We start from the raw sequence: 24,435 nt of genomic DNA, 5'->3' as shown, positions 1-24,435 counted from the left end.
GCGTTCTACTCCCTTTGCACCTGATAACGGAGGTGATCCGATGCGGGTTAATAACAGGATACAAGCACCTGTATAGGGCGTTCCTGCGTTGGACGCATATCTCCGAGGCGAGTTCACTTTGCACTGTCAACCGGCTTGCACCACCCGCCGGCTCTCTACATGTCCAGACAAAGCTACTATTCCTCATCAGCGATTGTTTAACCGTTAATAATGGCACTATTATATTGAAAACCGCGAAAAAAGTCAAATAAGGACTACCTTTGGTGTTAAAGACCCTCTTCATACTAATTGTTCATGACACATGCATACGAATGTTTTATAATAATTCCGAGTTAAATCGCTTCAAGTAGAGATGAGTTGAGATAAGAAAGGTGAGCTGAGAAATGGCACAGATAAAAATTTACGGAATAAAAGAAACTCTAAATCCAATCAAAAAGCAACTTTCAGAGGTGATTCATTCTGCTGTGGTGGATGCGTTCAAATATCCTCCTGACAAGAGGTTTCATCGTTTTTTTCCTATGGATCAGGAAGACTTTATATATGCCGATGGTCGCTCTGAGGCGTACACCATTATTGAAATCAGTATCTTTGAAGGCAGAACGACAGAAGCTAAGAAGCAACTCATTAACCTGTTATTCCAAAGAATTAACGATCTTTTGGGTATTTCTCCACAGGATCTTGAGATTACTATATTTGAAACGCCCAAACATAACTGGGGCATTCGGGGTGTACCGGGTGATGAGCTTCAGTTGAACTATAAAGTGAATATATAAGTGCAAAAAGACGCCCTTCATGTCATCATGAAAAGCGTCTTTCTTTTCCCATACTCGCTAAATGAAGCCTTGCTATTTTACTGCAACATAAAACAGTCTCGCCGCGTCATCTTCTGCTTCTACCCATTCAAAATCCGCATATACCTTCACCTCACGAAAACCCGCTTTGGACAATTCTGCCTTCATCCAGTCTGGGTCATAGGCACGTTGTACATGTATTTCCTCGAAACGCTGGTATAGATCGCGTCCTTCTTGTTCTGCTTTCGCAAAGATACTAAGATGATGCTCAATTTCACAACGGGGAGTGTCCAACGCACATGTCCAGATATACGAGATAGAGCGTTCGTCCAGTACGAAAGGCTGCTCTTCATCATAACGTAAAAACGTCTGGGGATGATGTACATCGAATAAGAAGGTTCCGCCAGGCTTCAGACCAGCATGCGTTCTGCGAAAAGTAGAAATTATATCTTCTTCCTCCAACAAGTAATTCAGACAATCGCAAAAAGAAATTACAGAATCCACAGGCTCGGGTAAAATCCATTCTCTCATATCCTGTTGTATCCAGCGAACGCTTCCTTCACGAAACAATCGCTGTCCCTGTGGAGTGGTTTCCATTTTGCGACGGGCTACTGCCAGCATGTCAGAGGATAAGTCGATTCCAGCCACCTCGAAGCCCGAATTAACCAGGGGGATCGTAATTGAACCCGTTCCGCAGCCCAGCTCGGCCACCGTATGAGGCATACCGTACTGATCCCAAGCCTGCCGTGCAAAGCGCAACCAGTTCGGGTATGGCATGTCCTGCATCAGCTCATCATACACATAGGCAAACTTCCGGTAAGAAGCCATTTTTTATTCCCCATTCCCGTCCTTCGGTTCAGGTATATTCTCCACCAGGTAGGTCCAGTTTTCCTTTTGTGTAACCAGTCCTTCCTTCATCAGCTTGCCCATCGCACGCTTGAAGGCGGATTTACTGATACCGAACCGTTGCTTGATAATATCCGGCGGTGTTGCGTCGGAATAAGGCATGCCGCCGCCCGGACGCTCTTTCAGAAAAGCAATCAGCCGATCCGCATCCTCATCACGGCCTACTTCCTTGCGTGGTGACATCGCCAGATTGACCCGACCGTCTTCCCGAACAAGCGTGACCCGTACCTTGACCTCTTCGCCCAAGCGAAGCATCCGATTACGCTCCGAGGAATGAATCATTCCAATCGCGCCAAAACCAAGCACACCTCCGTCCACCAGGACGAATGTGCCCATCTGAAGCGGCTTGTACACAGTCGCCTGCACCCATGTATTTAACCACGAATCAGGGGCGTGGAAGCACAATGGAGCCAGCTCCTGTTCCCCTGCCAGCTTAGCTCGCAATCTGCCTTGCTTGTCATGCTCCATAATGGCATACACGTAATCGCCCACCCGAGGATGTAAATCTCGGTTTTCTGGCAACTCACGAATCGGCAGCAAAAGCTGACGACCCAATCCCATCTCCAGGAAACAACCCAAACGCGGATGCACATCGGCCACCTCAAGCTTTGCCATTTCGCCCAACGACAAGAACGGCTTTTTCATGGTTGCGGCCAAGCGGTCCTCTGTATCGTGAAAAATAAATACCTCCAACCGTTCACCAACTTCAATTTCACGTGTCAGCTCCGTATAATGCAGCAGCACATCCTGCTCACCAACAGTGAGAAAGTAACCGAAAGGAGATACCTCACGATCCACCATAATGGTGACATAAGTACCGGCGATCAAACTCATACCTTTTCCACAACCTTAGCATCCGACCAGAGTCGTTCAATGTTATAGTATTCGCGCTCGTCGCGATGGAAGACATGCACTACGACATCCCCCAAATCCATTAGAACCCAACGGGCGGAATCCATTCCTTCGATTCCTTTGATGGTTACACCTTCATCATGAGCGCGTTTGCGAATTTCTGTTGCAATCGCCTGTACCTGTGTATCCGAATTACCGTGGCAGATGACAAAATAATCAGCTACTAGTGATATTCCCCGCAAATCCAGTGCGACAATATTCATTGCCTTTTTATCATTTGCAGCATCAACCGCTGTTTGCATTAATTGCTCATTAGTTAGGGTCATTCATGAACCTCCGTTTTTCTCTGTTTTAGTTGTTGAATCAAGTCATTGCGCGACAAGACTGTCAGTGGAAAAATAACCTTTTTCTTTTCCAGCAACAATGTAATCGTGGAGTCAAATCCAGCGATAAGGCCCTGCTCCAAGCTTTTCTTTGCCTGTTTACGGATATGCTCCACCCCGGGAAAATCCCGTCCCGGTTCGATGTAATCAGCAAGACACACGACTTTATCCAGCAGGCTCATACCTACGCGTCCTGACGTATGCCAGCGGATCGCATTCCTTATTTCCAGATCATCCACTCCGTAATCTCTTGCTGCAACGCAGTATCCTACCTCTGAATGCCAGAGCTGCTTGTCATGTTCCAAAAGCTCCTGATCACATTCGGGATGACTGCGAATCACCTCTTCCATCTGCTGGACAGGCCAATATTTCGCTACATCATGCAAAATAGCCGCCAGTTCGGCCTTATCCGGATCTGCTCCATATCGCTGCGCAAGCTCCACTGAGGTATGCATAACACCTAGTGTGTGCTTCCAGCGCTTTTCAGGCATTTGACCAGATACGGCTTCCATTAATTGCTCACGGCTGTACTTCATACAAACCGCCCCTTGTAATATAGTCATGCACACGATCAGGCACAAGATAACGGATGGTGCGCCCTTCCGCAGCACGCTCTCGAATATCCGTCGACGAAATGTCCACCACTGGCATATCCGCCAGCAGTACCTTGTCCTGCAAATAATGTGGCAACTCATCCAACGCAAGCTGGAACCCCGGGCGCCGAACACCAATAAAACAAATTCGCTGCGCCAGTTCCTCAATTCCCTGCCAATGAGGCAAGTAGTTCACCATATCCGCACCAATAATAAAATAAAAATCCACAGCAGAGTGCAACTCCTGAAGCTCCTTGATCGTGTCAATGGTATAGGATACTCCTCCGCGAAGCACTTCAATATCCAGCACTTCAAAAGCAGGATGACCCGCTACCGCTTCACTCGTCATCTCCAGACGCTCCTTACCGCTCGCCCCCGCCTGATGCTTGTGCGGAGGAATATGAGAAGGCATAAACCATACTTGATCCAGCCCATAGGCATCTCTTGCCGCTTCTCCAGCCAGCAGATGTCCAATATGAATCGGGTCAAATGTACCACCCATAATACCGATTTTCATAATTTTCTCCCCGCGTGTTATCCTCTAGGCAACTCGATTTCCTTATGATCACGAGATTCTTTGTACAAAATAATAGTGCTCCCGATGATCTGAACAAGCTCAGAACCTGTCTCCGTGGCCAGTTCTTCCGCAATTTCATGTTTGTCGTCCAAACAGTTGTTCAAAATTTGCACTTTCATCAGCTCACGCTTTTCAATCGCATCGTTGATGTGACGCATAAGATGCTCATTCGTACCGTTTTTGCCTACTTGAAATACCGGGTCCAAATGATGCGCCATTGAACGCAAATATCTTTTTTGTTTACCTGTTAACATGTATATTTAACCCCTTCGTCGCCACATATGCAATGCAGCATTTCCATAATTTTAATGTACAATCTTACCTACGACAGGCTACTCAGCACAGCCGCTCTCATTTGCTCTACAGCAGGGACAACCCCTGTAAAATACTCAAAAGCCACAGCCCCCTGGTACACGAACATGCCCAAGCCCCCATGTACAGTGCAACCGCGCTGTTCACGGCTTTCCCGTAAAAGTCTCGTTTCCAGCGGATTGTAGATCAAATCACTCACAATGATTCCCTCCGGAATCAAGCTCGTTTCCAGTGGAAGTTCATCCGATAAAGGAGACATTCCCACCGAGGTTGTGTTAATCAACACATTCACTGTGGCGAGCACGCTCTTGGCCTCCTCGTTGGAATACCCCCTTACTGGGATCGCCTCCGTCGTCCACTCTAATGCCAGTTGCTCAGCTTTGTCACGTGTTCGATTCAAAATAATAACCGATTCCGGTCGCTCTTCCAATAGAGCATGAATTACGCCACGAGCAGCCCCTCCGGCTCCAAGAACAGCAATTCTTGCTCCCTTCAAATCGACAGAAGTCTCTTCTTTGAGGGAACGTACGTAGCCAATTCCGTCCGTGTTATAGCCCTTAAGCCGTCCATTGTCATTCACTATCGTATTGACAGCGCCAATGAGTCTGGCCCCTTCATCAATCTCATCCAGATATTTCATAACCTCGACTTTATGGGGAATCGTCACATTGACTCCGCGGAAATGCATAGCGCGAATCCCCTTCATGGCATCTTCCAGCTGATTCGGTTTGACATGAAGAGGTACAAAATCTCCTTCAATCCCCGCTGCCTGTAAAGCTATTTTATGCATAAGAGGCGATTTGGAGTGCTTGATCGGATCACCCAATACGCCCAATAGTACAAGACCTTGTTCGGTCGCTTCAGACTCCCCGCTGTTCATCGTTGCTCTCCCCCATATTGCAAAATATTAGGCCGCACAAATACATGAATGGCGGCAGGAACCAGTACCTGTTCCTTGCCGCCCTATAACATGGTTACAGCAACGTTATATCAACGCAGGCCGCAAAAGCACACGGACTCCCCGAGGAGCATGAACCGCAACCAGAGCTCCGTTCTCGCTATTCACTCTGATCCATCCCAAACCTGAAATGTAGATGTCCGATGGAGATTTGCGTGGAACGCGGAATTCATGTCTTGTCCATTCCGGCATTTCTGCCAATTGATCTCGTGTTGGCGGAGATAACAATTCCCCGGCATGATCAGCGAACAACTGATCAGCCCGCTCCAGCTTCGTGCGATGTATTTTAAGACCACCGTTAATGTAGCAGGTAAATGATTGGTGCTGACCCTCCACAAAATCAAATCGGGCCATACCGCCGAAAAACAATGTTTGTCCGGCATCAAGCTGATACGCAGCAGGCTTCAGCGGCTTATCCGGCATAATAGCACTCAAGTCCTGACGGGAGACGATCTCACTGAATCGCCAAGGGTATACAATACCCGGAGTATCAATAATATGCTTGCCGTCGTCGAGCGGAATATTCACCATATCGAGTGTAGTCCCCGGGTAACGGGACGTTGTAAGTTCCTGCTCCATATCGCTATAATCACGAATCAAGCGGTTGATGAGCGTGGATTTACCCACATTTGTCGCTCCGACCACATATACATCGCGGTTACCACGGAGCTCAGATACCACATCCAACAGACGGTCAAAGCCCTGATTTTTTTTAGCTGAGCACAGAACAATTTCTTCCGTGCGAAGTCCTTGCTCCTTCGCTTGCTTTTGTACCCAGTTACGTACCTTGTTCCAATTCGTTACCTTAGGCAGCAAATCGGTCTTGTTCACAGCCAGTATAACCGGATTGGAGCCTACAAAGCGTTGCAGACCGGAAATCAAGCTACCTTCAAAATCAAAAATATCTACAATGTGGATGACAAGCGCATTCTTGTCCCCAATCTGGCTGAGCAGCTTCAAGAACTCATCTTGATCCACCGTCACTGAAGACGTCTCATTATAGTTTTTGATCCGGAAGCAACGCTGACAGATGACAGGTTCGCGAGTAAGCAATTTTTCAGGGATATATCCCGGAAGCTCCGGGCTAGTGGTCTGCACGGTGATACCGCAACCACTACATTTGACGGCAGTGCCGCCGTCAGGTCTTTCAGTCATTCTTCTTTTCCTCCTCAAGCCATAAGCCTTTCTTACGTAACCTTGTGAGCGCGATTCGCTCCAACCGCCGATTAAATCGGGTCATGACTCCTTCATCATGAATGGATATCGGTAGCACCAACACCGTATGCAATCCCAGTCGGTTACCTCCCAATACGTCCGTCAACATTTGGTCTCCGACCATAATAGTCTCTTCCGGAGTCAGCCCCATCATACGGATGGCTCTACGAAAAGACGAGTTGGAAGGCTTCCGTGCGGCATGTATAAATTCAATGTCCAAAGGCGTAGCAAACACGGATACACGGTCCATATTGTTGTTAGACACGATGACAAGCTTAAAACCCGCCTGTTTGACCTTCTCAAACCAGGCCACCAGCTCGGGAGTCGCATTCGGCGCTTTTGCGCCGACCAGCGTGTTATCCAGATCCGTAATAATGCCGCGATATCCTTGAGCATACAAGCCTTCAAGATCAATATCAAAGACGGTATTCACCCGTAATTTGGGCATCAGCATTTCAAACAACGTCGGTCACCTCAGTTTCATACGACAAACTATACCATATTACTATGGCTTAGTAAAAAGCTATCCGCAACAAACGGACAGCTTTTTCACTAAATATATAGCTAAAGATTAAAATAGACGGCAAATTGAACCTAATCAAAAATAGACTAGTCTTGATCCTTCTGATCCGTCGCAGCTTTTCGTCCAGCCCATCGTTTTATCCATCCTTCTTTGTGTAACAGAGAGGCCTGCTGGCGAACCATATGCCAATCTTCTGCGGTTACGGATGAGGGACTATAACGCGCTTGTTCAAATCGTCCAAGCAGCTGATGTAAAATTGAAGCGTGTTCTGGTACTTCTAGCGACCATCTATTAACTGATTCCCTCAGCGTCTCGTGACTGGCACGGACAAATCCCTTTCTTCGCATGTACCTTAACCAGTGCTCAGTTTCGACGACCACCTTTTCATCCGGGGTCAGCGGCTTACCTCTGCGTAATCGCAGCAGGTAAAAGTGAATGTCTGCCCGATTACGCCAGACGATATAAGCAGCCCACAGCAGCAGAATTGCAGCAGCAGAACCTATAATTACAGGATGAATCTTTGAACCTTCCTCCGGATCAGTCTGCGGGTTCTGCTCAGGCTGTTCTGGTTCAGATTGATCTTTAACCTCTGGGGCTTCTGGAGTCTTTGAATCCTCCTGTTCCGTAAGCAGCGGCATATCAAAGCCCGGCGTAGCTTCTACAGGAACCCAACCGTATTCACCTAAATATACTTCCGCCCAGGAATGAGCATCCGCATTTGTTACGGAGTAAGAGGACATATTTTCGTCACCTTCGCCCGTTGTTGCATCATCTGAAAACGTCTGCTGACCAGGTGCATACCCTTTAACCCAACGGGCTGGAACCCCAACAGAGCGAGCCATCATGACTAATGAGGTGGAATAATAATCGCAATAGCCCTCCCGAATCTCAAACAGAAAGGCATCCACAAAATCTCTGCTTCTTTTCCGTGAGAGGTCCGGGTTGTTCGTATATGCATAATTTTGCTGCAAATACTGCTGTAGTAATCCGACTTTTTCATACGGCGTTTTCGCCGTTGACGTTACGTTCTGAGCCAAATCACGAACCCGCTGTGGCAACTCATCTGGAATTTGTAGATAGGCATCCTGTTTGTTTTTTCCGTACAACCCATTAAAAGTTTTTGTGCGTAGCTCTTTCTCAGGGATCACAGGGACATGTGATACCAGAGTATACGTTTTAGGATAAGCAGTTCTTCGGGAGGATGGATTCCAAAGCAGTTCCGCCTGTTCCGGGTTCCACCGTAACCCGTCTGCCCGTGAATCTCTGTCCACCGATTGAACACGCTGTACCGAATAGGCACCAAACAAAACAGGATAGCTCTGGTCGTTTTGCATCGTAATGGTCTGAACGACCTGCTCAGTCGAATGCCGCGTTTCTTGTGTGTTTTCAAGCTCTGCGGTCATTGGAACATCATTTAGCGTTTGATCATCGTTTCCCCCGTCACTCCAGCCTGTACCGGAATAGGTTCGTTTCGTTTCCCCCCGCCAATAGCTTCGTTGAGTGGTCGTGATGGTCATGACAGGAGAATAATCAAAATTAAAACCTCCACCCAAACGATTATCCTGGCGACTATAACCTGATGCGGTGTTCATCCGCTGATTCAGTGCCCCAGATCCATTGCTAATCCCGGCGGTGATTGAGCTATTTCTCTGGGTCCACGCTGTATAGGGATCCGTCAAAGCTGGCTGTACCTCGGGCATATTGACACCAGCCATAATAATGAGCGCAAAAATGACCGCAATATTGGCTGCTATTTTATATGGATAGCGTCGAATATGCTTCCACCCTTGAGGATAATGCTGCCGAAAATACTGCAGATGCTGTGTCACTAGCCAACCCATACCAGCAAAGACGATCCAGGCAACCTCCTCCCACAGCACAGTTGGCGTAAAGGAATCAAGCACTGCCAGCGCGGCGATATTAATACCCACAAAAACAAGAATCCGCTGCTTCGTTGTAACGATGAGCGGCACCATTTCAATAACTAGCCAAGCGATGAGGGAAAACCAAATATAAGGAGACATATTGGATATAAATTGGTCCAGGCGATTGGCTACCCCTCCGAAGGGGATAATGATGGAGTAAGACACCAATGTCCGATACAAAATAAAAAACAGCGCCGCCGCCTTAACAATAAATTCAATCCAAGGACGAAATGGTAGTACAATCTTCACCAGAGCCAGCATTGTAATGGTCATCAGTACAAGTGCTCTTGTCTCTTTCAGCCATAATTCGGAAGCAAAAGAAACCCATTGCATGGCAATAATAATAATCCATAAAAATGTAAAAGCGGGGGCCCAGGAACCCTTTAACGATTGTAACCAGCTCTTCATAGTGTCCCTCCCCCCATTACAGCCGGGAGCTCTTCAAGGCTCTCAACATCGTAGCCCTTGATTCCCCTTGCACGAAGCATGCTCATCCATTCTTCAGCTTCTCCCTCAGCAGAACCTTCTCCGATATAGACATGGCACGGAGTCATCCCTCGGGTATCGGCCCAGCGAAGAAGCTCCATCGCCTGATAATCCTTCAGTGGACTAATCAGTATAAAATAACAGCCTTGCGGAAACTGGCGCACACTGCTTTCTATAGCGGATTTCAAGCTACCTTGTGAAGTTGTGTGTATGTCTACCAAGTGATGCATCATTCGTTGTCGTTCCAATGTCTGCTCACTTGGCTGATAGACAGTGCCTTTTTCTCCAGCTGTGCACAATCCAACCCCCATTCGCTCCCGTCCACCATATTCCAGCAATGAAGCGGTAGAGGATACAGCTAGCTCAAACTGTTCGGCGTTTACATAATGCTTCATGTGTACGTCCAGTACAAGCATCGTTTTTGGAACGGTCTCATGCTCAAATTCCTTGGATTTCCAGCTACCTGTACGAGCCGTCGCATTCCAATGGATGCGCGAAAACCGATCTCCATATACATAGTCTCGTACACCGTTAATTTGTGTCGTTTCACGCCGCGTTCGAGTTTGAACGGTCTGCGGTCCAGACATCCTTGAGCGACGGTCATACATCTGCCAATACGGAATGAATACCGTTCGGGGCAGCACCCGAAATTCACCGCGTGCGTTCAAGCTGCCTTTGTGCTCCAACAGACCGAAGATGTCCTCACTCACACATTCAGTTTCCTCAAAGTGGTAGCTTCCTCGCTCTAAAGCGGGAGTCTGAAATGTAAGCTGACCGCCCCCTTTTAGACTGGGAATGACACTGTCCTCAAACGACCAGGATTCACCTGTATGCCGCTTGAGGACCTCACGGACAATGACATAGGGTAACGGAAGAAAACCAGGAATGCTGAGGCTCAGCTTTACATGCACCTGATCTCCCGCATGCAGCAGTTCTCCAAACTCCGAGCCTTGCGAAAGCTGCCGGGAGCCTTGCACACGGCGAACTCCGCTCAGACCAACGATCCATAAATAAACGATTAACAGCGTAACCATAGACAACAGCATGACCGACGTCTTGCCGCCCTGAAACAACAAATATAGCAGGCACACCACCCATATGACCACCAGAAGCCAGATGCGGCCTGACAGCCGGGGAAGCCTGCGCTTCCTTTTGACCATATTCATTCCCTAAGGACGCTCCATTCGTACGGGTACATGAACCTGCCGAAGGACAGCTTGGAGCACAGACTGGGCATTGGAACTGTCCAGACGCGCCTCGGGACGCAGCAACAAACGATGCGTTAGCACATAAGATGCCAGCGCCTTCACATCATCAGGCAGCACATAGTCACGATTGTCCAGAAAAGCGTATGCCTTCGCAGCCATTACAAAAGCAAGCGCCGCCCGGGGGCTAGCTCCCAGCAGCACGGATGGATGTTCTCTTGTTGCACGCACGATATCAAGTAAATAGGACGTCACTGCTTCGTCCATATAAATCCCTCTAATTTCCTGCTGGATGTCAGCAACCTGCTCCATATGAGCTACAGCCTCCAGACGGTCTGCTGGCTGGCCTGCCTGATGGTGAAGCAGCATGTTTCGCTCCGTCTCCATGTCAGGGTAACCCAAGCTAATTTTGAGCATAAAACGATCTAACTGTGCTTCCGGCAGCATATAAGTGCCTTCGAAATCAATCGGATTTTGTGTCGCACACAGCATAAAAGGATGAGGCAACATATGCGTGTCCCCATCCACCGTCACACTGCGTTCCTCCATAACCTCCAGCAGAGCCGACTGGGTTTTCGTCGTCGCTCGGTTAATTTCGTCCGCCAGCAAAATATTAGTCATCACAGGACCCGGACGGAAATAAAAACGCTCGTCCCGTGGATGAAATATGGATACCCCTGTAATATCACTCGGGAGAATATCAGGATTACATTGAACACGGCGGTAATCACCGCGCATGGATTTGGCAAGAGCCTTGATCATTTGCGTTTTCCCCGTACCCGGAACGTCCTCGATCAGAATGTGTCCACCCGCCAGCATAGCCGTAAGCAGTAATTTTATTTCAAAGGATTTACCTAATATACATGATTCCAGATTAGAACGGATTGCAGATACAATCTGCACAGATTCTTGACGTACGGGCATAGCTCTGTAAACCTCCTAGATAGCAACATGTTTCCTATTATTGTACATGAAGGTGGGCACAGAGTACACTTAACCCCCTGCCCGTAGTATTCAGACTCCATCCTTCTTTCGATTTTTCATATGCAGAACAATTAAAAACCCCTCGGTCATTAGATCCGAAGGGCACATGTATACAGTTATTTATTTTACTATGTCAAATCTAAAGTCCGCTGCTTTTATATGCTTCCTTTTGGACGAACAAACAAGCATGCCAGAAAAGAGAAAATAATCGCAGAGGAAATTCCTGCACTTGTCAGACTAAAGATCCCTGTAATGACACCCAGCCATCCGTCCTTCTCCAATTCGGTTAATGCGCCGTGTACAAGTGAGTTACCAAAACTGGTAATTGGAATAGTCGCTCCCGCCCCTGCAAATTTAATAAGCGGATCGTATATCCCAACAGCATCAGCAATTGCACCTGCAACAACCAATGTACTCATCGTATGTGCCGGCGTCATTTTGAACACATCCATCATCAACTGGCCTACGACACAAATGGCACCACCCACTAAAAAAGCCCATAGAAATATCATACTGTTCCTCCCGCTTCAAAAGCTACAGCATGTGCAACACAAGGAATGCTTTCACCCTGCTGTGTAGTCAAAGGAGATAATAACGCTCCGGTCGCTACGACCAGTACCTTTTGCAGCTCTCCTTTTTCGATCCGCTTCAACAAATGCCCATAGGTTACAACAGCCGAGCAGCCACAACCACTGCCTCCTGCAATGACTTTCTTTTGCTTATTAATATCGTAAATCAGTAAACCACAATCATTAAATTCCGTCTGATTCATATCGAATCCATCTTTTTTGAGCAGCTCCTTGGCAATCGGTAGCCCCACTGAGGCTAAATCGCCCGTTACAATGAGATCATAGTACCCAGGGTCACGGCCAGTATCTCGAAAATGAGACAACAGCGTATCCGCAGCCGCGGGAGCCATGGCTCCGCCCATATTAAAGGGGTCTTTAATGCCCATGTCCATTACACGTCCAATGGTAGCACAATCCACCACCGTCCCTGACTTGGCATGTCCTACAATTGCGGCTCCGGAACCGGTAACAGTATACTGAGCCGTAGGGGGCTTCTGTGATCCGTATTCATTAGGATAGCGGAATTGTTTTTCTACAGTACAGTTATGGCTCGTCGTACCTGCCATCACGTAGTCACCGGCCTCTGAGTCCACAATAAGTGCGGCTAAGGCTAAGCTTTCCATTGATGTTGAGCAGGCTCCAAAAACACCCAAATAGGGAATGGCCAGCTTGCTAGCCGAGAAGGAGCTACTGATAATCTGATTCATCAGATCACCACTAATAAAAAACTGCACTTCTTCTTTGTTCAAATTGGCATTAATTAGCGCCAGCTCTGTAGAATGCTCAATCAATCTACGTTCCGCTTTTTCCCAGGTTTTCTCGTTGATTTCTATATTGTCATAAATATAATCAAAATCTGTGGATAACGGTCCCTCTCCTTCATCCGGGCCCACAACAGTGGCACTTCCAATGATGCGCGGTCTTGATTCAAACTTCCAGGTTTGTCCTCCCTGTCTTCTCATAAGTGATTGCCTCCCACACCAAGGATGGCATATATAACGCCTACGATAAATGCGGCCACCACCCCGAATACGATAACTGAGCCTGCCAGCTTGAACATATTCGCGCCCACTCCGAGCACCAGTCCCTCAGAACGATATTCCAATGCAGCCGAACACATGGAGTTAGCAAAGCCTGTAATTGGCACAGCGGTTCCCGCGCCCGCCCATTGGGCAACCTTATCGTAAACCCCTATACAGGTTAATATGACCGCCAGCAAGATCATCATGGATGAGGTTGGCGGGGCGGCCTCCTTGGCTGATATGTGCATTCCTGCCATAAAAGCCTCTTGAATCGCCTGTCCAATCACACATATCCCGCCTCCAACCAGAAAAGCGCGCACACAATTGGCAAATACTTTTCTCGAGGGTTCATGCTTTTGTGAAATATTCTGATAGTCCTTCTCATTTATGGACAGCGGCGACGTATTGGTACGAAAACCGCGCTGTCCTGATTTAGCTGGCATCATTCACCACCCCTTGTCTGTAAGTTTTCGCGCTTGGCGGTTCGAATTGCTTGGGTCTTTTTCATTATGAGCTTTTTGGAGAAATGTTATGTCAGGAAAATGATATCGTGGACATTCGATACAAATCCATTCATACTGAATACATGACGACCACTGGTTAATTAATAAGGAGTGAGGTATACATCATGGAATCAAAAACATTGGAATTGTTTAAAACCTTAACGGAGTTTCCTTCCATTCCTGGACATGAGCGTGAGTTGCGGGCATGGGTTAAGGAACGGATATCCGGTTATACCGATGAAATCGTGCAAGATCGATTGGGGAGTCTTTTTGGGGTGCTACGAGGTCAAGAGAGTGGACCACGAGTAATGGTGGCAGGCCATCTGGATGAAGTCGGTTTTATCGTGAATGGTATTACGGAAAATGGAATGATTCGTTTTCAGCCGGTTGGAGGCTGGTGGAGCCAAGCCATTATGTCACAACGTCTTCAATTATTAACTCCAAAAGGCCCAGTTATCGGTGTAGTCGGCTCTGTCTCGCCTCATTTGCTGGATGAATCGCAACGCAGCAAACCTATGGACATCAAGCATATGTATCTGGATATCGGCGTAGACAGCAGACAAGAAGCGCAAGATCTGGGGATCGTACCAGGAACGGCCATTGCGCCGATCTGTGATTTCACTCCACTGGCAAATCCTAAAAAAATCATGGCTAAAGCGTGGGATAACCGCTACGGTGTAGGCTTGGCTATTGAACTGCTTGAAGCGTTACATAAAGAAAAAGAAAAGCTTCCCAATACATTGTATGCGGGGGCTACTGTTCAAGAGGAAGTGGGACTGCGTGGTGCACGCACAGCGGCCAATCTGATTCAGCCGGATATATTCTTTGCACTGGATTGCAGTGCGGCCAACGATATGGGCGGCGACCCGAATGCTTACGGGCACCTCGGTAAAGGCGCACTGCTGCGGGTATTTGATCCGGGTATGATTACACATCGCGGGATTGTGGAATACGTGCAAGACATGGCGGAAACTCACAAAATCAAGTATCAATATTTCATCTCCACAGGGGGAACCGATGCAGGTCAAGTGCACTTGAGCGGAATTGGCGTGCCATCCACCGTCATAGGCATCTGCGGACGATACATCCATACTTCCTCGTCCATTATTCACACTGATGATTATGATGCAGCCAAAGAGCTGATTATCAAGCTGGTTCAAAATCTGGATCGTACAACGCTGAATACCATTATTGAACGAGCTTAAGGTGTAACAGAGAATCGCAATCTATAAAAAAACAGTCAAGACACGTACAACGTGCATTGACTGTTTTTTTAATTTAATAGAAACAAAAGATAGAACATATCAAATCAAATGCTTATAACGAAGCAAAGCAATCACTACAAGTACAGTAGTTAAAGCAATGCAGACGTTTTCTACCTTAGCTCCCTTCCGGGTTCCAGTACTCATCAATTTAAATCGCAGCTTCCATTTAAACGGCGGCAAAGGTTTAATTCCATTATTCGTCAAGGAATCTGCCAGTAAATGCAGCAAGTACGCCATACCTCCAGCCAGCCATATGCTGTTACCGTGCAAACGTGTCGTACCATAAAGCAGCGCAGTCCATGCGACGGTCCCGTATACCGTATGTGTCAACCCCCGGTGTGGGACTAGCGTACAAATGATCAGCAGACACCCGGCGATATAATTCCAAGGTGCATATGATTCTCCATACCAGGCTAGGCCGATACCAATTAAAAAGATAATAACTTTGCGCATGGATCGTGAAGGCATAAAAGAAGCACTGATCATCAGCAAAGCCAACACAAGATTCCATGGAGGTGGAGCCAAACGGGTGAAAAATACCCAACCAGCAGCCCCAATCATTAGAAGCTGTACGAGCCTAAGCATTTTGGTTGGTAGCGCTCGGCTCACGAGCATGGAGTTAGGCTCGTCAATATCCGGCAACAGTGAACCGACCACAGCAGCTGCCACGGCAGCCGGGGTCACTTCGTATCCACTTAGAGCTAATACCGACAGGGAGACCCCGGTTCCAATAATCAAATGGGCTCTTCCCATCATGGTGCAAAACATCCTTTCGTTGCAGCATACAACAGAGTTCAACATCACTCCATTTGAATCAGCATGATTCGATTGTATACGACAAACAAAAGGAGAACAATAGTTCGCTTATTCTATTTAAAAGACTTCATTCAAAAGTCCTAGTTTAATCGCTCCAAAGTATTTTTTTGGAACAAAGTAATAACTTCCTCTTGGGTCGGCTAAAAAGGATTGCCAGGGGCACACACATCTTTCATGACATTATCCGCTAACAGGCATTCCCATCAAATTTACTGGCGGTACATAAAAGACATTCGTCCCCATATTCCCGCCCCTCCTCTGTGCTTACTCTCCAGTCAGCCCTTCCCTCTGTTATAAGGCTGCAATCTTCCTGACCTTATCGGCGGCCCTGCAAACTTTCTGCGAAAAAGAGCGCAGTTCAACCATTTCCCAAAAAACAAGACATATGGCATATGAGTATGTTGACAAACATCTTCAATATTTTCTTTTTGCCTCAAAGTCCTATTGTACAATTTGAAATATTAGGTAATATAGTGTTTATATTTACTATATGAATCTATTAAATGAATAAGGAGGAAATGATTATGCAAAAAAAATCGACGTTCCGAAAGTTCAAAACCATCGGTCTGACATCGTTGCTAAGTCTTATATTATTCGCCCTTCCCGCTTCAGCTGCTTGGAATGATACATACACGGGGTACGCCACATATACGGGATCAGGTTACTCTGGAGGGGCATTACTGCTTGATCCCATCCCTTCGGATGCCAAAATTACAGCGCTTAACCGCACACAACTGAATTATAACGGAATCAAAGCTGCATTAGCTGGAGCCTATTTGGAAGTTCAAGGTCCCAAAGGGAAAACAACCGTATATGTAACTGATCTTTACCCTGAAGGTCCAAGTGGCGCGCTCGATCTGTCCCCAAACGCGTTCAACCTGATTGGCAATCAAATAGACGGAAAAATCAATATTTCATGGAAAGTTGTCAAAGCTCCGGTTAACGGCAATGTCTCCTACCGCATTAAAGAAGGCAGCAGCCAATGGTGGGCAGCTATTCAAGTACGCAATCATAAATATCCGGTCTTGAAGATGGAAGTCCAACAAAACGGACAATGGCTCAATCTCGAAAAACAGGATTACAACCACTTTCTAGGTACTAACCTAGGAAAACAACCTCTGAAAATACGGATTACGGACATTCGCGGTGTCGTGCTGAACGATACAATCCCAGCTCTAGCGGAAAATGGTACAGGCGGAGCCTATATCGTTAAAGGTAACGTTCAATTTCCTGACTAATTGCAGTACTGTCATCTTTCCTTTTTTTATTTGAATAGACAAACCCGGCCGGGAACCGACGCAAATCCAATGCGTATAAGTGTTCCTGGCCTTTTTACGAAAAAATCATTATTTTTCACAAAGAATCGGTTTGTTCACTGTCCTGTTCACAAGATCACACGTATAATGAATACATAAATAGGGTGTACTTTACAGCTACGTGCACACAGACAGGAGGCCTGTTCATATGAGCAATTTCAAAAAGCATCACAAGCTTCACAGCAAATTGCTGGTCAGCATTACGTTATGTATTACGCTAACGTTGCTGGTATCCACCACTGTGTATTATTTTTACTATATTCGCGTGGAAAAGGAGCAGGCATTCGAGGCCAATCACAACAGCTTGACGTTGAGAAGCAGAGAGGTTATTAACATGACATCTATTGCTCAATCGTTGGCATTCCAAATGTATCGCAGCAGTACCCTGTCCAAGTTGTTGTATTATCCAAAACCTAATGTATATGATGTAACCGCTGCCATGACCGAATTGAACAATTATCTTAACTCCATGCCGTATATCGAATCCATCTACGTGTTTAACCCTAAAAGCGGCACCTTCTACATTGCGTCCTCACAAGGTCAAAACGGGTTATTCAGCAAACATGAACTAGCTGATACAGATATCATTCGCGTGCTGGATCATTATCAGGACTATAAACCCTTTACGCCTATTCCACGCACGTATCCGCTGCTGTCTGCCTCAGACTCCAGAGCTGAAGTAGAGCAAGCAAGCCCACATATCGCAGCCTATACGTATTTATGTTATGACGCAATTAACTCGAACGAAGCAATAAATTCGGCTGTGATTGTGAATGTGTCGGCGGCATGGATGAACAAGGAAATGGCGGCAAATCCAATCTCAGGCGGGACCGCTTATATTTTAGACGATCAGGGTAGACTGTTGTCTGGTACAACACTGACAGACGAAACTTTGAACGAAAAAGAACAGCTATGGCTGCACACGAGAGTCAAAAAACAAGAAACAGGCTATTTTGTAGAAGACTTTCATGGTAAAAGATCACTCATTTCCTACACCTCTCCGGATGGACTAGGTTGGCAGTATATTAGTGTCACACCGTATGAAAGCGTTATCAAAATGGCGAGTGTTATTCGTAATGCGATGTTACTGATAGCCGCCATCATTGCATTGGCAGGATTCGTGGCTTCGTGGCTGCTGTCCAAAATGCTGTATACGCCTATTGGCCAAATTGTTGTGCATATGAATTCACTGGAATCGGAGAAAAGAAACAGTATGTACACGATCCGGCAAAACATTTTAAGAAATGTGATCCGGGGAATCCGAAATCTTCCTGCCGGTGAAGAACCGGAACGATTGCGCGAGCTTGGAATTACGTTCCAGTTTGACAAAGACTACCGCCTTGCGCTGCTACGCATAGATGAATATACCCGATGGCAAAGCGAACGTGGACCTGATCTGCTACCCTATAAGTTTGCAATCATGAACATTGCTTCTGAAATATGCGGACAGACGTACAATGTGGAGACCGTTGATATGGATGAGGACAGTGTACTGCTGATGCTTAACATTCTCGATCCCGCAGAACATACGGACACTGTACTGCTAGAAACCTTATTACGCCAAATACGTGAAGCTTGCTTTGAATATTTGAAGCTGAGCGTTTCACTGACTTATAGTGCCATCACAAGTCAACCAGAACGGCTGCATCTGCTGTATCGCCAAGTACAAGACGCATCTATGCACCGATTTTTTCAGGGGCACAGATGCATTATTAATGCGCAAAACACTACAGACGAGGATATCCAAAATACTTACGTATATCCAGCCGATAAAGAGAAAAAAATGCTAGATATGCTACTGTCTGGTCATACGGAGGATGCACACAGTATGTTCAAAGAATTATTGATGCATATGGAAAAATATCCTTTTTCCTCTGTTCAAGTGGCGATATCCCGACTCATCATGAGTGTAAATAATGCTGTTCGGCATATCAGTGAGATCAATGGATTTGCTATAGTATCTAAACCTGAATTACCATCCGCAGATCGGTTAGAGACCGCTGAGAATCTTATTGATCATTATCAATTGGTCTTTAATCATGTTCGCTCCAGTCTATCGGAAAAACGAAACACGAAGCAAGAACGATTGGTGCGGCAAATTAATGAACGAATGGAGCAAGCCTATACGGATCCCAATTTTTGTCTCAATCAGATTGCGGAAGAACTGGATATGTCGCCGATCTATATCAGCAGGCTATATAAGCAACAGACCATGTCCACCATCGTAGACGTCATCCAGCAACTCCGTATTCGCAAGGCATGTGAACTACTGGAACAAACTGACTGGTCCGTGGCTGACATAGCAGAACAAACCGGATTTTCGAGCAGTTCTTATTTCCATCGCATGTTCAAGCGTAGCTTAGGAGTAACACCAACCGATTTTCGTCGTTCAAAAGCGAGTGCACAATAAGCAGCCTACTTTACACAATCTCTCTGAGAACGGAACATGGCTCTAAAAAACATAGACTGACATTAAAAAAGCAAGCCTCCCACTTTCTGGAGACTTGCTTTTCTTGATCACAATTTATTATGTTTTATTTAATACCCTTCTCCTTTACGTAAGCTTCCCATTGTTTTGTATACTCGGCTTGGATTTTCTCCAAACCAGCTTGGTTTGCCTTTTGCAAGAAGGTCTGTAATCCTTGATCCACATTGTCAATCAGTCCAGCCTCAAGCGGATACAGATATTGCTTCTCAACCTGTTCCAAAGCTGCTTTTTCTGCTTGGTAGGTCGTGTAGTCCTCTGCAAAGCCAGTAAATATATCGGGCTTCTGAATTTTATCCAGCTCGGCAAAAATCTTCTTCACACGGTCAAATCCTGAATCAAAAAGCATGTATTTCGGGTTACGCCAAGCCCAGCTATTCATACCTTCACGTGAAAATCCATTAGTGCTACCGCTGCCTATCATTTGGTAGTAACCATCTTTGACTTCGTAGTTTTTGCCTTCAATGCCGTATTGAGTGAGCAGGTTATAGCGTTTGTCCGTCACCAGCTTTTCATAAAAGGCCAATGCACGCGCAGGATTCGGACTGCTTTTTGGAATCGCAAAGCCGTTGTGAATCGGATGCACTGGAGTTGCATAGCCTGTCGTCAAAGGGAATGGATAGTAATCCAGCTTCCAGTCTGGATGAGATGCTTTGAGCTTAATGACCATATCATTAAACCGGGTTGGATTGTCACCGAAAATACTCGCTGCTTTACCAGACGTCACTTGATCCTGAAGTGTATCTTTTACATTCAATACGTTTTTAGGAATGAATCCCTTATCTGCCCATCGTTTGTAAGTGTTCAACTCTTCCTTTTGTTCATCCGAGCCCCAATATTTATATACCTCTGATGGTTTTTCGTATTTAATACCGATACCGTAAGGCAGTGCGCCCACGCTTTTTGTTACTAATTCAGTATATCGGTCATGCAGATTTCCCTTGATATCGCTGTTTAGAGATACGGTTTTCATATTGGGCTCATGCTGACGTATCCCATCCATATAAGCTTCGTAGCTCTTCATATCTGTCGGTTTAGGCAAATTGTACTTCTCACGTAAATCCTCACGCCATACAAAACCGTTTGTGACATATTCTTTATACGTGCCAGGCACAGTATAAATTTTGCCTCCGATTTTAACTCCATCCCACATGTCTTGGGGCACAAATTTTTGCAAGGTAGGTGCGGCCTTAGGCAGCAAATCGTCTAGCGGCAGGAATGCGCCCTTCTTCGCATAAGCTTGATACTGCGTCCAGTCAGCAGTGAAAATCAGGTCAATAGGTTGACCAGAAGACAGCAACAGTTTATATTTCTGATCCCAATCTGTCCATGTAGTATAGTTGAATTTGACGGTAGTATTCAGATCCTTTTCCGCTAATTTATTAATCTCCGCCTCGATGCTAGGTAGATCCTTAGGAGCATCACCCAGCATATAAAATTGAAGCTGTACCTTCTGGGATTTATCATCCTCTCCATTTGCCTTTTGAGCGCTGTTCCCGCTGCCGCCTCCACATCCAGCTAATAGTGCCATAATGACCATTACTGCAATCAGGATGGACATGCGTTGTTTTCTTTTCTTTGTAAATGTCATGTGAATCCTCCCTTTGAAATGGTAGTCTAATTAAAACGCTTACAATGTTTCTTATTTAGATGGCACAACGTCAGCACGTCATGCCATCACATTCCTTGAGTGCCACTTTAGCCTTTTACCGCACCAATGGTCAATCCCTTAACAAAATAGCGCTGTACGAACGGGTACAGCAGCAAAATAGGTCCAGTAACCACAATCGCCATTGCCATTTTGGTCGACTCTGTCGGCATATCGTTGGAAAGGGTTACGCCAGTACCTGCACCCATTTGAGCGATAAATTGCATGGAGTTAATTACATTATACAGATAATATTGCAACTGGTATTTATGCGGATCGTTAATAAAGAGTGAGGATGAGAACCAGTCATTCCAATAAGCCAAGGCCAGAAACAGCCCCACAGTGGCAATACCCGGTGTAGATAAAGGTAGCACAATTCGATAGTAAATTTTAAAATCACCCGCACCGTCAATTTTAGCGGACTCGAACAGCTCTTCCGGCATGGAGGAACGAATGAAGTTTTTCATTAAAATGATCAGAAACGGAGTCATCAATCCCGGGAAAATAAGCACTGTATACGTATCAAGCAATCCTAAATACTTCGTCAGCATAATGTACCAAGGTACCAAACCGCCTCCGAACAGCGTCGTAAAGTAAATATAGAATGAAAACGCATTACGGTATTTAAAATCTTTGCGTGCCAGCACATATCCTGCCATCGTCATCAGGAACAGGCCCAACGTCGTACCTACAACCGTGGTGAAAATCGTTACCCCGTACGCCCTTAACACCTCTCCAGGAAAGGTGAACACCGTCCGGTAACCTTCCAGTGAAAATTGTTGTGGTATAAAGTGATATCCATCCCTGATAATCGATTCGTTACTGGTCAGTGAAGCCGAAATAATAAGTAGAAATGGAAGTAAACAAGCAATGGAAGCAATAATGATAATCACATAAGAGATCATTTTAAAAATTCGAGTGTATACATCCTCTTTGATCGCCATCCGTTTGGGTCCTCCTTTCTAGAATAAGGCATACTCGTCGTTCAACTTGCGGATGATATAGTTCACGGTCATGATCAGTACAAAGCCGAATAATGATTGGTATACGCCTGCCGCCGAAGCCATCCCCACATCAAAAGTCACTTTCAGCGAACGGTACACATAAGTGTCCAAAATATCCGTCGTATTATACAGCACCCCATTGTTTCCGATTAACTGATAGAAAAGATCAAATTGTCCTTTCATAATACTACCAAGCGCAAACAACAGCAGCACAACAAATGTCGATTTGAGCATAGGAACGGTAATGTACCAGATTCGTTGAAAAATGTTGGCCCCATCCATTTTAGCTGCCTCATAATATTCGTCACTGATACCAGTAATCGCTGCCAGATAGATCACCATACTGTAACCAAGATTTTTCCATAAATAGAACAGGATAATCAGGAAAATCCATACCCATGGTTTGTTGTATACATCCACGCGTTCACCACCAAATTGCAGCAGCAGCGTATTCAAGAACCCATTATCATAATTAAATATGTTATACACGATGACACTTAGAATAACGAAAGAAACAAAATAAGGCAGGAACATCACGGATTGAGCGATCTTTTTAAAGTAGCGGCCTCGTAGCTCATTCAGCAAAATAGCGAGAACAATCGCTAACACGTTACCGAGTAAAATAAACGCTGCGTTGTATCCGACCGTATTCAATGTCAGTTTTGTCAGCGTGCCGGATTGCCATAGAAAGCGAAAATTTTGGAGTCCGACGAACTTGGCATCAAACAGGCTGGTATTAAAGTCGAACTGGGTAAATGCATAATAAATACCCACCATAGGAATGTAGGAATTAATGAAGAAAAAAATTAAAGTGGGCAACAACATCAGAAATAATACCCGATTGCGGAACAGTTCATAGAAAAAACCATGTTTCCTACCCGTTCCCAGCCTCTTACCGTTCAGGCGGGAATCCGTTGTAAGCATTGCAGAATTTTTGGGCATAGGCTGATTCAATGTGAGTCACTCCCCCTCTGTATACGTTACCGACAGCAAGGTTTGTAGCACCGCCGCCGTATAACTATATTTTATGTAAGCGCATTCAAAATGAAAAGTGAAGCCTCTCATGCTTCATGAACAAAGGAGTGTCCTGAGGAGTGAACAATTCGGATATTTGTGAAGTTTTGTGTAATATGAGGCGTCTAATCGACGCCTTAAGCCTATTCATGAAGCATATTTGAACGATCTACTCTACTCCTTTTTGCCCACCCTGGAATGTGGTTTCATCCTGTTTTACCCGAAATCCGATTTTCTTTGCCTGCTCCAGCAGCTCGGCGGCGTTATCCTGCGGCTTATATCCGATTTGTTCTTCCAAGTAGCCAATGTCATAATAATTATCCGTATTGGCTGACGTACCGTACAAATTAAGATAGCTCATCTCCGGACGAGCTTCGATACAGCAGACGGTCAGACGGATCATATCACGCTCGGAAATCCAAATATGAGCGGCGCGCTCCGAATGGGGCCGATCATCTCCAGGAAAATTTCCGATACGGATATTCATTGAAGATATTTTGCCCTGATCGGCATACAGCCGTCCTAACAGTTCAATGTAGCACTTACTCAATCCATAAAAACTGTCTGGTCGGTAGGGATCTTCTACATCTATGCTTTCGCCTACTTTATAAAACCCTGTGGCATGATTGGAACTGGCAAAAACAATGCGTTTTACTCCATTTTTCACCGCAGCTTCATACAGCTTGTAGGCTCCACTAACATTGCCAGACAGCACTTTGCCGAGGAAATCCCCTTCATCCTTGATCCATGCAAAATGCAGTACCGTATCCACTCCGCGTGTAAGCTCATCCAGTCGTGCATCATCATGTATATCCATTTCCACAATCCCTGCCTCTTCCTCCCTCTTCACATCAGTGGCGGTTATTTCATATTTACCTTCCGCTTTTAGCCCTTCATACAATACTTTCCCAATTGTACCCGCCGCACCTGTAATCAACAATTTTCGTGCCATCGTCCGCATCTCCCTTCTTTGCTTGGTTGTATGCTGCCATCCATATCATAATCTTAACCAACTCCCTAGGGAGGAAACCCCTTAAACTCTCCAATTAGGCAGGTCAAAGCCTACTTAGCTGTGTCTCCTGT

At 45.9% G+C, this 24,435-nt stretch carries 24 protein-coding genes and 1 other annotated feature (1 of these 25 running past the window's edge); of the genes, 4 read left to right on the top strand and 20 right to left on the bottom strand.

Annotated features, from left to right (window positions below; genetic code table 11):
* Positions 1–199: a binding site (T-box leader), on the bottom strand; it reaches 59 nt to the left of the window's first position.
* Between the two features lie 184 nt (positions 200–383).
* Entirely contained in the window at positions 384–773 is a 390-nt protein-coding gene (locus tag ACQW03_RS20200; protein ID WP_071641877.1) for a tautomerase family protein, read from the top strand.
* A 72-nt stretch (positions 774–845) separates the two neighbouring features.
* Here the strand turns inward: ACQW03_RS20200 and ACQW03_RS20195 are convergent, their stop codons facing one another.
* From ACQW03_RS20195 to spoVAC, 15 genes are all read right to left on the bottom strand, one after another.
* On the bottom strand, positions 846–1,619 hold the full coding sequence (locus tag ACQW03_RS20195) for a class I SAM-dependent DNA methyltransferase (RefSeq protein WP_441951437.1): 774 nt from the start codon (positions 1,617–1,619) through the stop codon (positions 846–848).
* A gap of 3 nt (positions 1,620–1,622) precedes the next feature.
* Complete coding sequence (locus tag ACQW03_RS20190; protein ID WP_076293525.1) at positions 1,623–2,531, bottom strand: CvfB family protein; 909 nt, start codon at positions 2,529–2,531, stop codon at positions 1,623–1,625.
* Positions 2,528–2,875 carry a ribosome silencing factor gene (gene rsfS, locus ACQW03_RS20185; protein ID WP_013311194.1) on the bottom strand — a complete coding sequence of 116 codons (348 nt, stop codon included), beginning with the start codon at positions 2,873–2,875 and terminating at the stop codon, positions 2,528–2,530. The genes ACQW03_RS20190 and rsfS overlap by 4 nt, the downstream gene beginning before the upstream one ends.
* Positions 2,872–3,468, bottom strand: coding sequence for a bis(5'-nucleosyl)-tetraphosphatase (symmetrical) YqeK (gene yqeK / locus ACQW03_RS20180; RefSeq protein WP_071641883.1), 597 nt, complete (start codon positions 3,466–3,468; stop codon positions 2,872–2,874). Before yqeK ends, rsfS begins: the two co-directional genes overlap by 4 nt.
* The gene (gene nadD, locus ACQW03_RS20175; protein WP_071641885.1) at positions 3,452–4,042 is read right to left on the bottom strand and encodes a nicotinate-nucleotide adenylyltransferase; all 591 of its coding nucleotides are present in this window, start codon (positions 4,040–4,042) and stop codon (positions 3,452–3,454) included. Before nadD ends, yqeK begins: the two co-directional genes overlap by 17 nt.
* Positions 4,043–4,059: 17 nt before the next feature.
* Positions 4,060–4,356 carry a ribosome assembly RNA-binding protein YhbY gene (gene yhbY, locus ACQW03_RS20170; RefSeq protein ID WP_071641887.1) on the bottom strand — a complete coding sequence of 99 codons (297 nt, stop codon included), beginning with the start codon at positions 4,354–4,356 and terminating at the stop codon, positions 4,060–4,062.
* 68 nt (positions 4,357–4,424) lie between these two features.
* Positions 4,425–5,294: a shikimate dehydrogenase gene (gene aroE / locus ACQW03_RS20165; RefSeq protein ID WP_071641888.1), complete on the bottom strand. Its 870-nt coding sequence runs from the start codon at positions 5,292–5,294 to the stop codon at positions 4,425–4,427.
* Between the two features lie 105 nt (positions 5,295–5,399).
* Positions 5,400–6,527 carry a ribosome biogenesis GTPase YqeH gene (gene yqeH, locus ACQW03_RS20160; RefSeq protein ID WP_023989533.1) on the bottom strand — a complete coding sequence of 376 codons (1,128 nt, stop codon included), beginning with the start codon at positions 6,525–6,527 and terminating at the stop codon, positions 5,400–5,402.
* On the bottom strand, positions 6,520–7,050 hold the full coding sequence (locus tag ACQW03_RS20155; protein WP_013311200.1) for a YqeG family HAD IIIA-type phosphatase: 531 nt from the start codon (positions 7,048–7,050) through the stop codon (positions 6,520–6,522). Before ACQW03_RS20155 ends, yqeH begins: the two co-directional genes overlap by 8 nt.
* A gap of 146 nt (positions 7,051–7,196) precedes the next feature.
* The gene (locus ACQW03_RS20150; RefSeq protein ID WP_071641889.1) at positions 7,197–9,443 is read right to left on the bottom strand and encodes a transglutaminase TgpA family protein; all 2,247 of its coding nucleotides are present in this window, start codon (positions 9,441–9,443) and stop codon (positions 7,197–7,199) included.
* Positions 9,440–10,687 (bottom strand): DUF58 domain-containing protein, encoded by a 1,248-nt coding sequence (locus tag ACQW03_RS20145; RefSeq protein WP_071641891.1) that lies wholly within the window; start codon positions 10,685–10,687, stop codon positions 9,440–9,442. The genes ACQW03_RS20150 and ACQW03_RS20145 overlap by 4 nt, the downstream gene beginning before the upstream one ends.
* Before the next feature lie 3 nt (positions 10,688–10,690).
* Positions 10,691–11,650, bottom strand: a complete 960-nt coding sequence (locus ACQW03_RS20140) for an AAA family ATPase (protein ID WP_441951431.1) — start codon at positions 11,648–11,650, stop codon at positions 10,691–10,693.
* Between the two features lie 215 nt (positions 11,651–11,865).
* Complete coding sequence (spoVAE, locus tag ACQW03_RS20135; RefSeq protein ID WP_013311204.1) at positions 11,866–12,222, bottom strand: stage V sporulation protein AE; 357 nt, start codon at positions 12,220–12,222, stop codon at positions 11,866–11,868.
* Complete coding sequence (gene spoVAD / locus ACQW03_RS20130; RefSeq protein ID WP_023989537.1) at positions 12,219–13,241, bottom strand: stage V sporulation protein AD; 1,023 nt, start codon at positions 13,239–13,241, stop codon at positions 12,219–12,221. The genes spoVAE and spoVAD overlap by 4 nt, the downstream gene beginning before the upstream one ends.
* Positions 13,238–13,744, bottom strand: coding sequence for a stage V sporulation protein AC (spoVAC, locus tag ACQW03_RS20125; protein ID WP_023989538.1), 507 nt, complete (start codon positions 13,742–13,744; stop codon positions 13,238–13,240). The genes spoVAD and spoVAC overlap by 4 nt, the downstream gene beginning before the upstream one ends.
* Positions 13,745–13,929: 185 nt before the next feature.
* On the opposite strand from spoVAC, the gene ACQW03_RS20120 reads away from it, so the two are divergent.
* Entirely contained in the window at positions 13,930–15,009 is a 1,080-nt protein-coding gene (locus ACQW03_RS20120) for a M42 family metallopeptidase (protein WP_441951429.1), read from the top strand.
* Between the two features lie 99 nt (positions 15,010–15,108).
* Here the strand turns inward: ACQW03_RS20120 and ACQW03_RS20115 are convergent, their stop codons facing one another.
* A complete protein-coding gene (locus ACQW03_RS20115; RefSeq protein ID WP_441951427.1) occupies positions 15,109–15,825 on the bottom strand; it encodes a metal-dependent hydrolase in 717 nt (238 codons plus the stop codon).
* 584 nt (positions 15,826–16,409) lie between these two features.
* On the opposite strand from ACQW03_RS20115, the gene ACQW03_RS20110 reads away from it, so the two are divergent.
* A complete protein-coding gene (locus ACQW03_RS20110; RefSeq protein WP_071641895.1) occupies positions 16,410–17,123 on the top strand; it encodes an expansin EXLX1 family cellulose-binding protein in 714 nt (237 codons plus the stop codon).
* Positions 17,124–17,349: 226 nt separating this feature from the next.
* On the top strand, positions 17,350–19,611 hold the full coding sequence (locus ACQW03_RS20105) for an AraC family transcriptional regulator (RefSeq protein WP_441951424.1): 2,262 nt from the start codon (positions 17,350–17,352) through the stop codon (positions 19,609–19,611).
* A 124-nt stretch (positions 19,612–19,735) separates the two neighbouring features.
* On the opposite strand, the gene ACQW03_RS20100 is transcribed toward ACQW03_RS20105, so the two are convergent.
* The 4 genes from ACQW03_RS20100 to ACQW03_RS20085 all read right to left on the bottom strand — a co-directional run bounded on the left by ACQW03_RS20100 (position 19,736) and on the right by ACQW03_RS20085 (position 24,304).
* A complete protein-coding gene (locus ACQW03_RS20100) occupies positions 19,736–21,277 on the bottom strand; it encodes an extracellular solute-binding protein (RefSeq protein WP_076293531.1) in 1,542 nt (513 codons plus the stop codon).
* A gap of 107 nt (positions 21,278–21,384) precedes the next feature.
* On the bottom strand, positions 21,385–22,278 hold the full coding sequence (locus tag ACQW03_RS20095; RefSeq protein ID WP_104497101.1) for a carbohydrate ABC transporter permease: 894 nt from the start codon (positions 22,276–22,278) through the stop codon (positions 21,385–21,387).
* Between the two features lie 18 nt (positions 22,279–22,296).
* On the bottom strand, positions 22,297–23,292 hold the full coding sequence (locus tag ACQW03_RS20090; RefSeq protein WP_023989544.1) for an ABC transporter permease: 996 nt from the start codon (positions 23,290–23,292) through the stop codon (positions 22,297–22,299).
* A 229-nt stretch (positions 23,293–23,521) separates the two neighbouring features.
* Positions 23,522–24,304: an NAD-dependent epimerase/dehydratase family protein gene (locus tag ACQW03_RS20085; protein ID WP_441951421.1), complete on the bottom strand. Its 783-nt coding sequence runs from the start codon at positions 24,302–24,304 to the stop codon at positions 23,522–23,524.
* Between the last annotated feature and the right edge of the window lie 131 nt (positions 24,305–24,435).

The organism is Paenibacillus sp. DRB1-1 (assembly GCF_052119485.1).
Taxonomy (GTDB): domain Bacteria; phylum Bacillota; class Bacilli; order Paenibacillales; family Paenibacillaceae; genus Paenibacillus; species Paenibacillus polymyxa_B.
Note: the sequence above shows the minus strand (reverse complement) of the source record. Positions and strands in the feature narration are given on the sequence as shown.

Excerpts from the sequence above, each read along its gene's own strand:
- ACQW03_RS20200 (WP_071641877.1), top strand. The coding sequence starts at position 384 with ATGGCACAGATAAAAATTTACGGAATAAAAGAAACTCTAAATCCAATC.
- ACQW03_RS20195 (WP_441951437.1), bottom strand. The coding sequence starts at position 1,619 with ATGGCTTCTTACCGGAAGTTTGCCTATGTGTATGATGAGCTGATGCAG.
- ACQW03_RS20190 (WP_076293525.1), bottom strand. The coding sequence starts at position 2,531 with ATGAGTTTGATCGCCGGTACTTATGTCACCATTATGGTGGATCGTGAG.
- rsfS (WP_013311194.1), bottom strand. The coding sequence starts at position 2,875 with ATGACCCTAACTAATGAGCAATTAATGCAAACAGCGGTTGATGCTGCA.
- yqeK (WP_071641883.1), bottom strand. The coding sequence starts at position 3,468 with ATGAAGTACAGCCGTGAGCAATTAATGGAAGCCGTATCTGGTCAAATG.
- nadD (WP_071641885.1), bottom strand. The coding sequence starts at position 4,042 with ATGAAAATCGGTATTATGGGTGGTACATTTGACCCGATTCATATTGGA.
- yhbY (WP_071641887.1), bottom strand. The coding sequence starts at position 4,356 with ATGTTAACAGGTAAACAAAAAAGATATTTGCGTTCAATGGCGCATCAT.
- aroE (WP_071641888.1), bottom strand. The coding sequence starts at position 5,294 with ATGAACAGCGGGGAGTCTGAAGCGACCGAACAAGGTCTTGTACTATTG.
- yqeH (WP_023989533.1), bottom strand. The coding sequence starts at position 6,527 with ATGACTGAAAGACCTGACGGCGGCACTGCCGTCAAATGTAGTGGTTGC.
- ACQW03_RS20150 (WP_071641889.1), bottom strand. The coding sequence starts at position 9,443 with ATGAAGAGCTGGTTACAATCGTTAAAGGGTTCCTGGGCCCCCGCTTTT.
- ACQW03_RS20145 (WP_071641891.1), bottom strand. The coding sequence starts at position 10,687 with ATGAATATGGTCAAAAGGAAGCGCAGGCTTCCCCGGCTGTCAGGCCGC.
- ACQW03_RS20140 (WP_441951431.1), bottom strand. The coding sequence starts at position 11,650 with ATGCCCGTACGTCAAGAATCTGTGCAGATTGTATCTGCAATCCGTTCT.
- spoVAE (WP_013311204.1), bottom strand. The coding sequence starts at position 12,222 with ATGATATTTCTATGGGCTTTTTTAGTGGGTGGTGCCATTTGTGTCGTA.
- spoVAD (WP_023989537.1), bottom strand. The coding sequence starts at position 13,241 with ATGAGAAGACAGGGAGGACAAACCTGGAAGTTTGAATCAAGACCGCGC.
- spoVAC (WP_023989538.1), bottom strand. The coding sequence starts at position 13,744 with ATGCCAGCTAAATCAGGACAGCGCGGTTTTCGTACCAATACGTCGCCG.
- ACQW03_RS20120 (WP_441951429.1), top strand. The coding sequence starts at position 13,930 with ATGGAATCAAAAACATTGGAATTGTTTAAAACCTTAACGGAGTTTCCT.
- ACQW03_RS20115 (WP_441951427.1), bottom strand. The coding sequence starts at position 15,825 with ATGATGGGAAGAGCCCATTTGATTATTGGAACCGGGGTCTCCCTGTCG.
- ACQW03_RS20110 (WP_071641895.1), top strand. The coding sequence starts at position 16,410 with ATGCAAAAAAAATCGACGTTCCGAAAGTTCAAAACCATCGGTCTGACA.
- ACQW03_RS20105 (WP_441951424.1), top strand. The coding sequence starts at position 17,350 with ATGAGCAATTTCAAAAAGCATCACAAGCTTCACAGCAAATTGCTGGTC.
- ACQW03_RS20100 (WP_076293531.1), bottom strand. The coding sequence starts at position 21,277 with ATGACATTTACAAAGAAAAGAAAACAACGCATGTCCATCCTGATTGCA.
- ACQW03_RS20095 (WP_104497101.1), bottom strand. The coding sequence starts at position 22,278 with ATGGCGATCAAAGAGGATGTATACACTCGAATTTTTAAAATGATCTCT.
- ACQW03_RS20085 (WP_441951421.1), bottom strand. The coding sequence starts at position 24,304 with ATGGCACGAAAATTGTTGATTACAGGTGCGGCGGGTACAATTGGGAAA.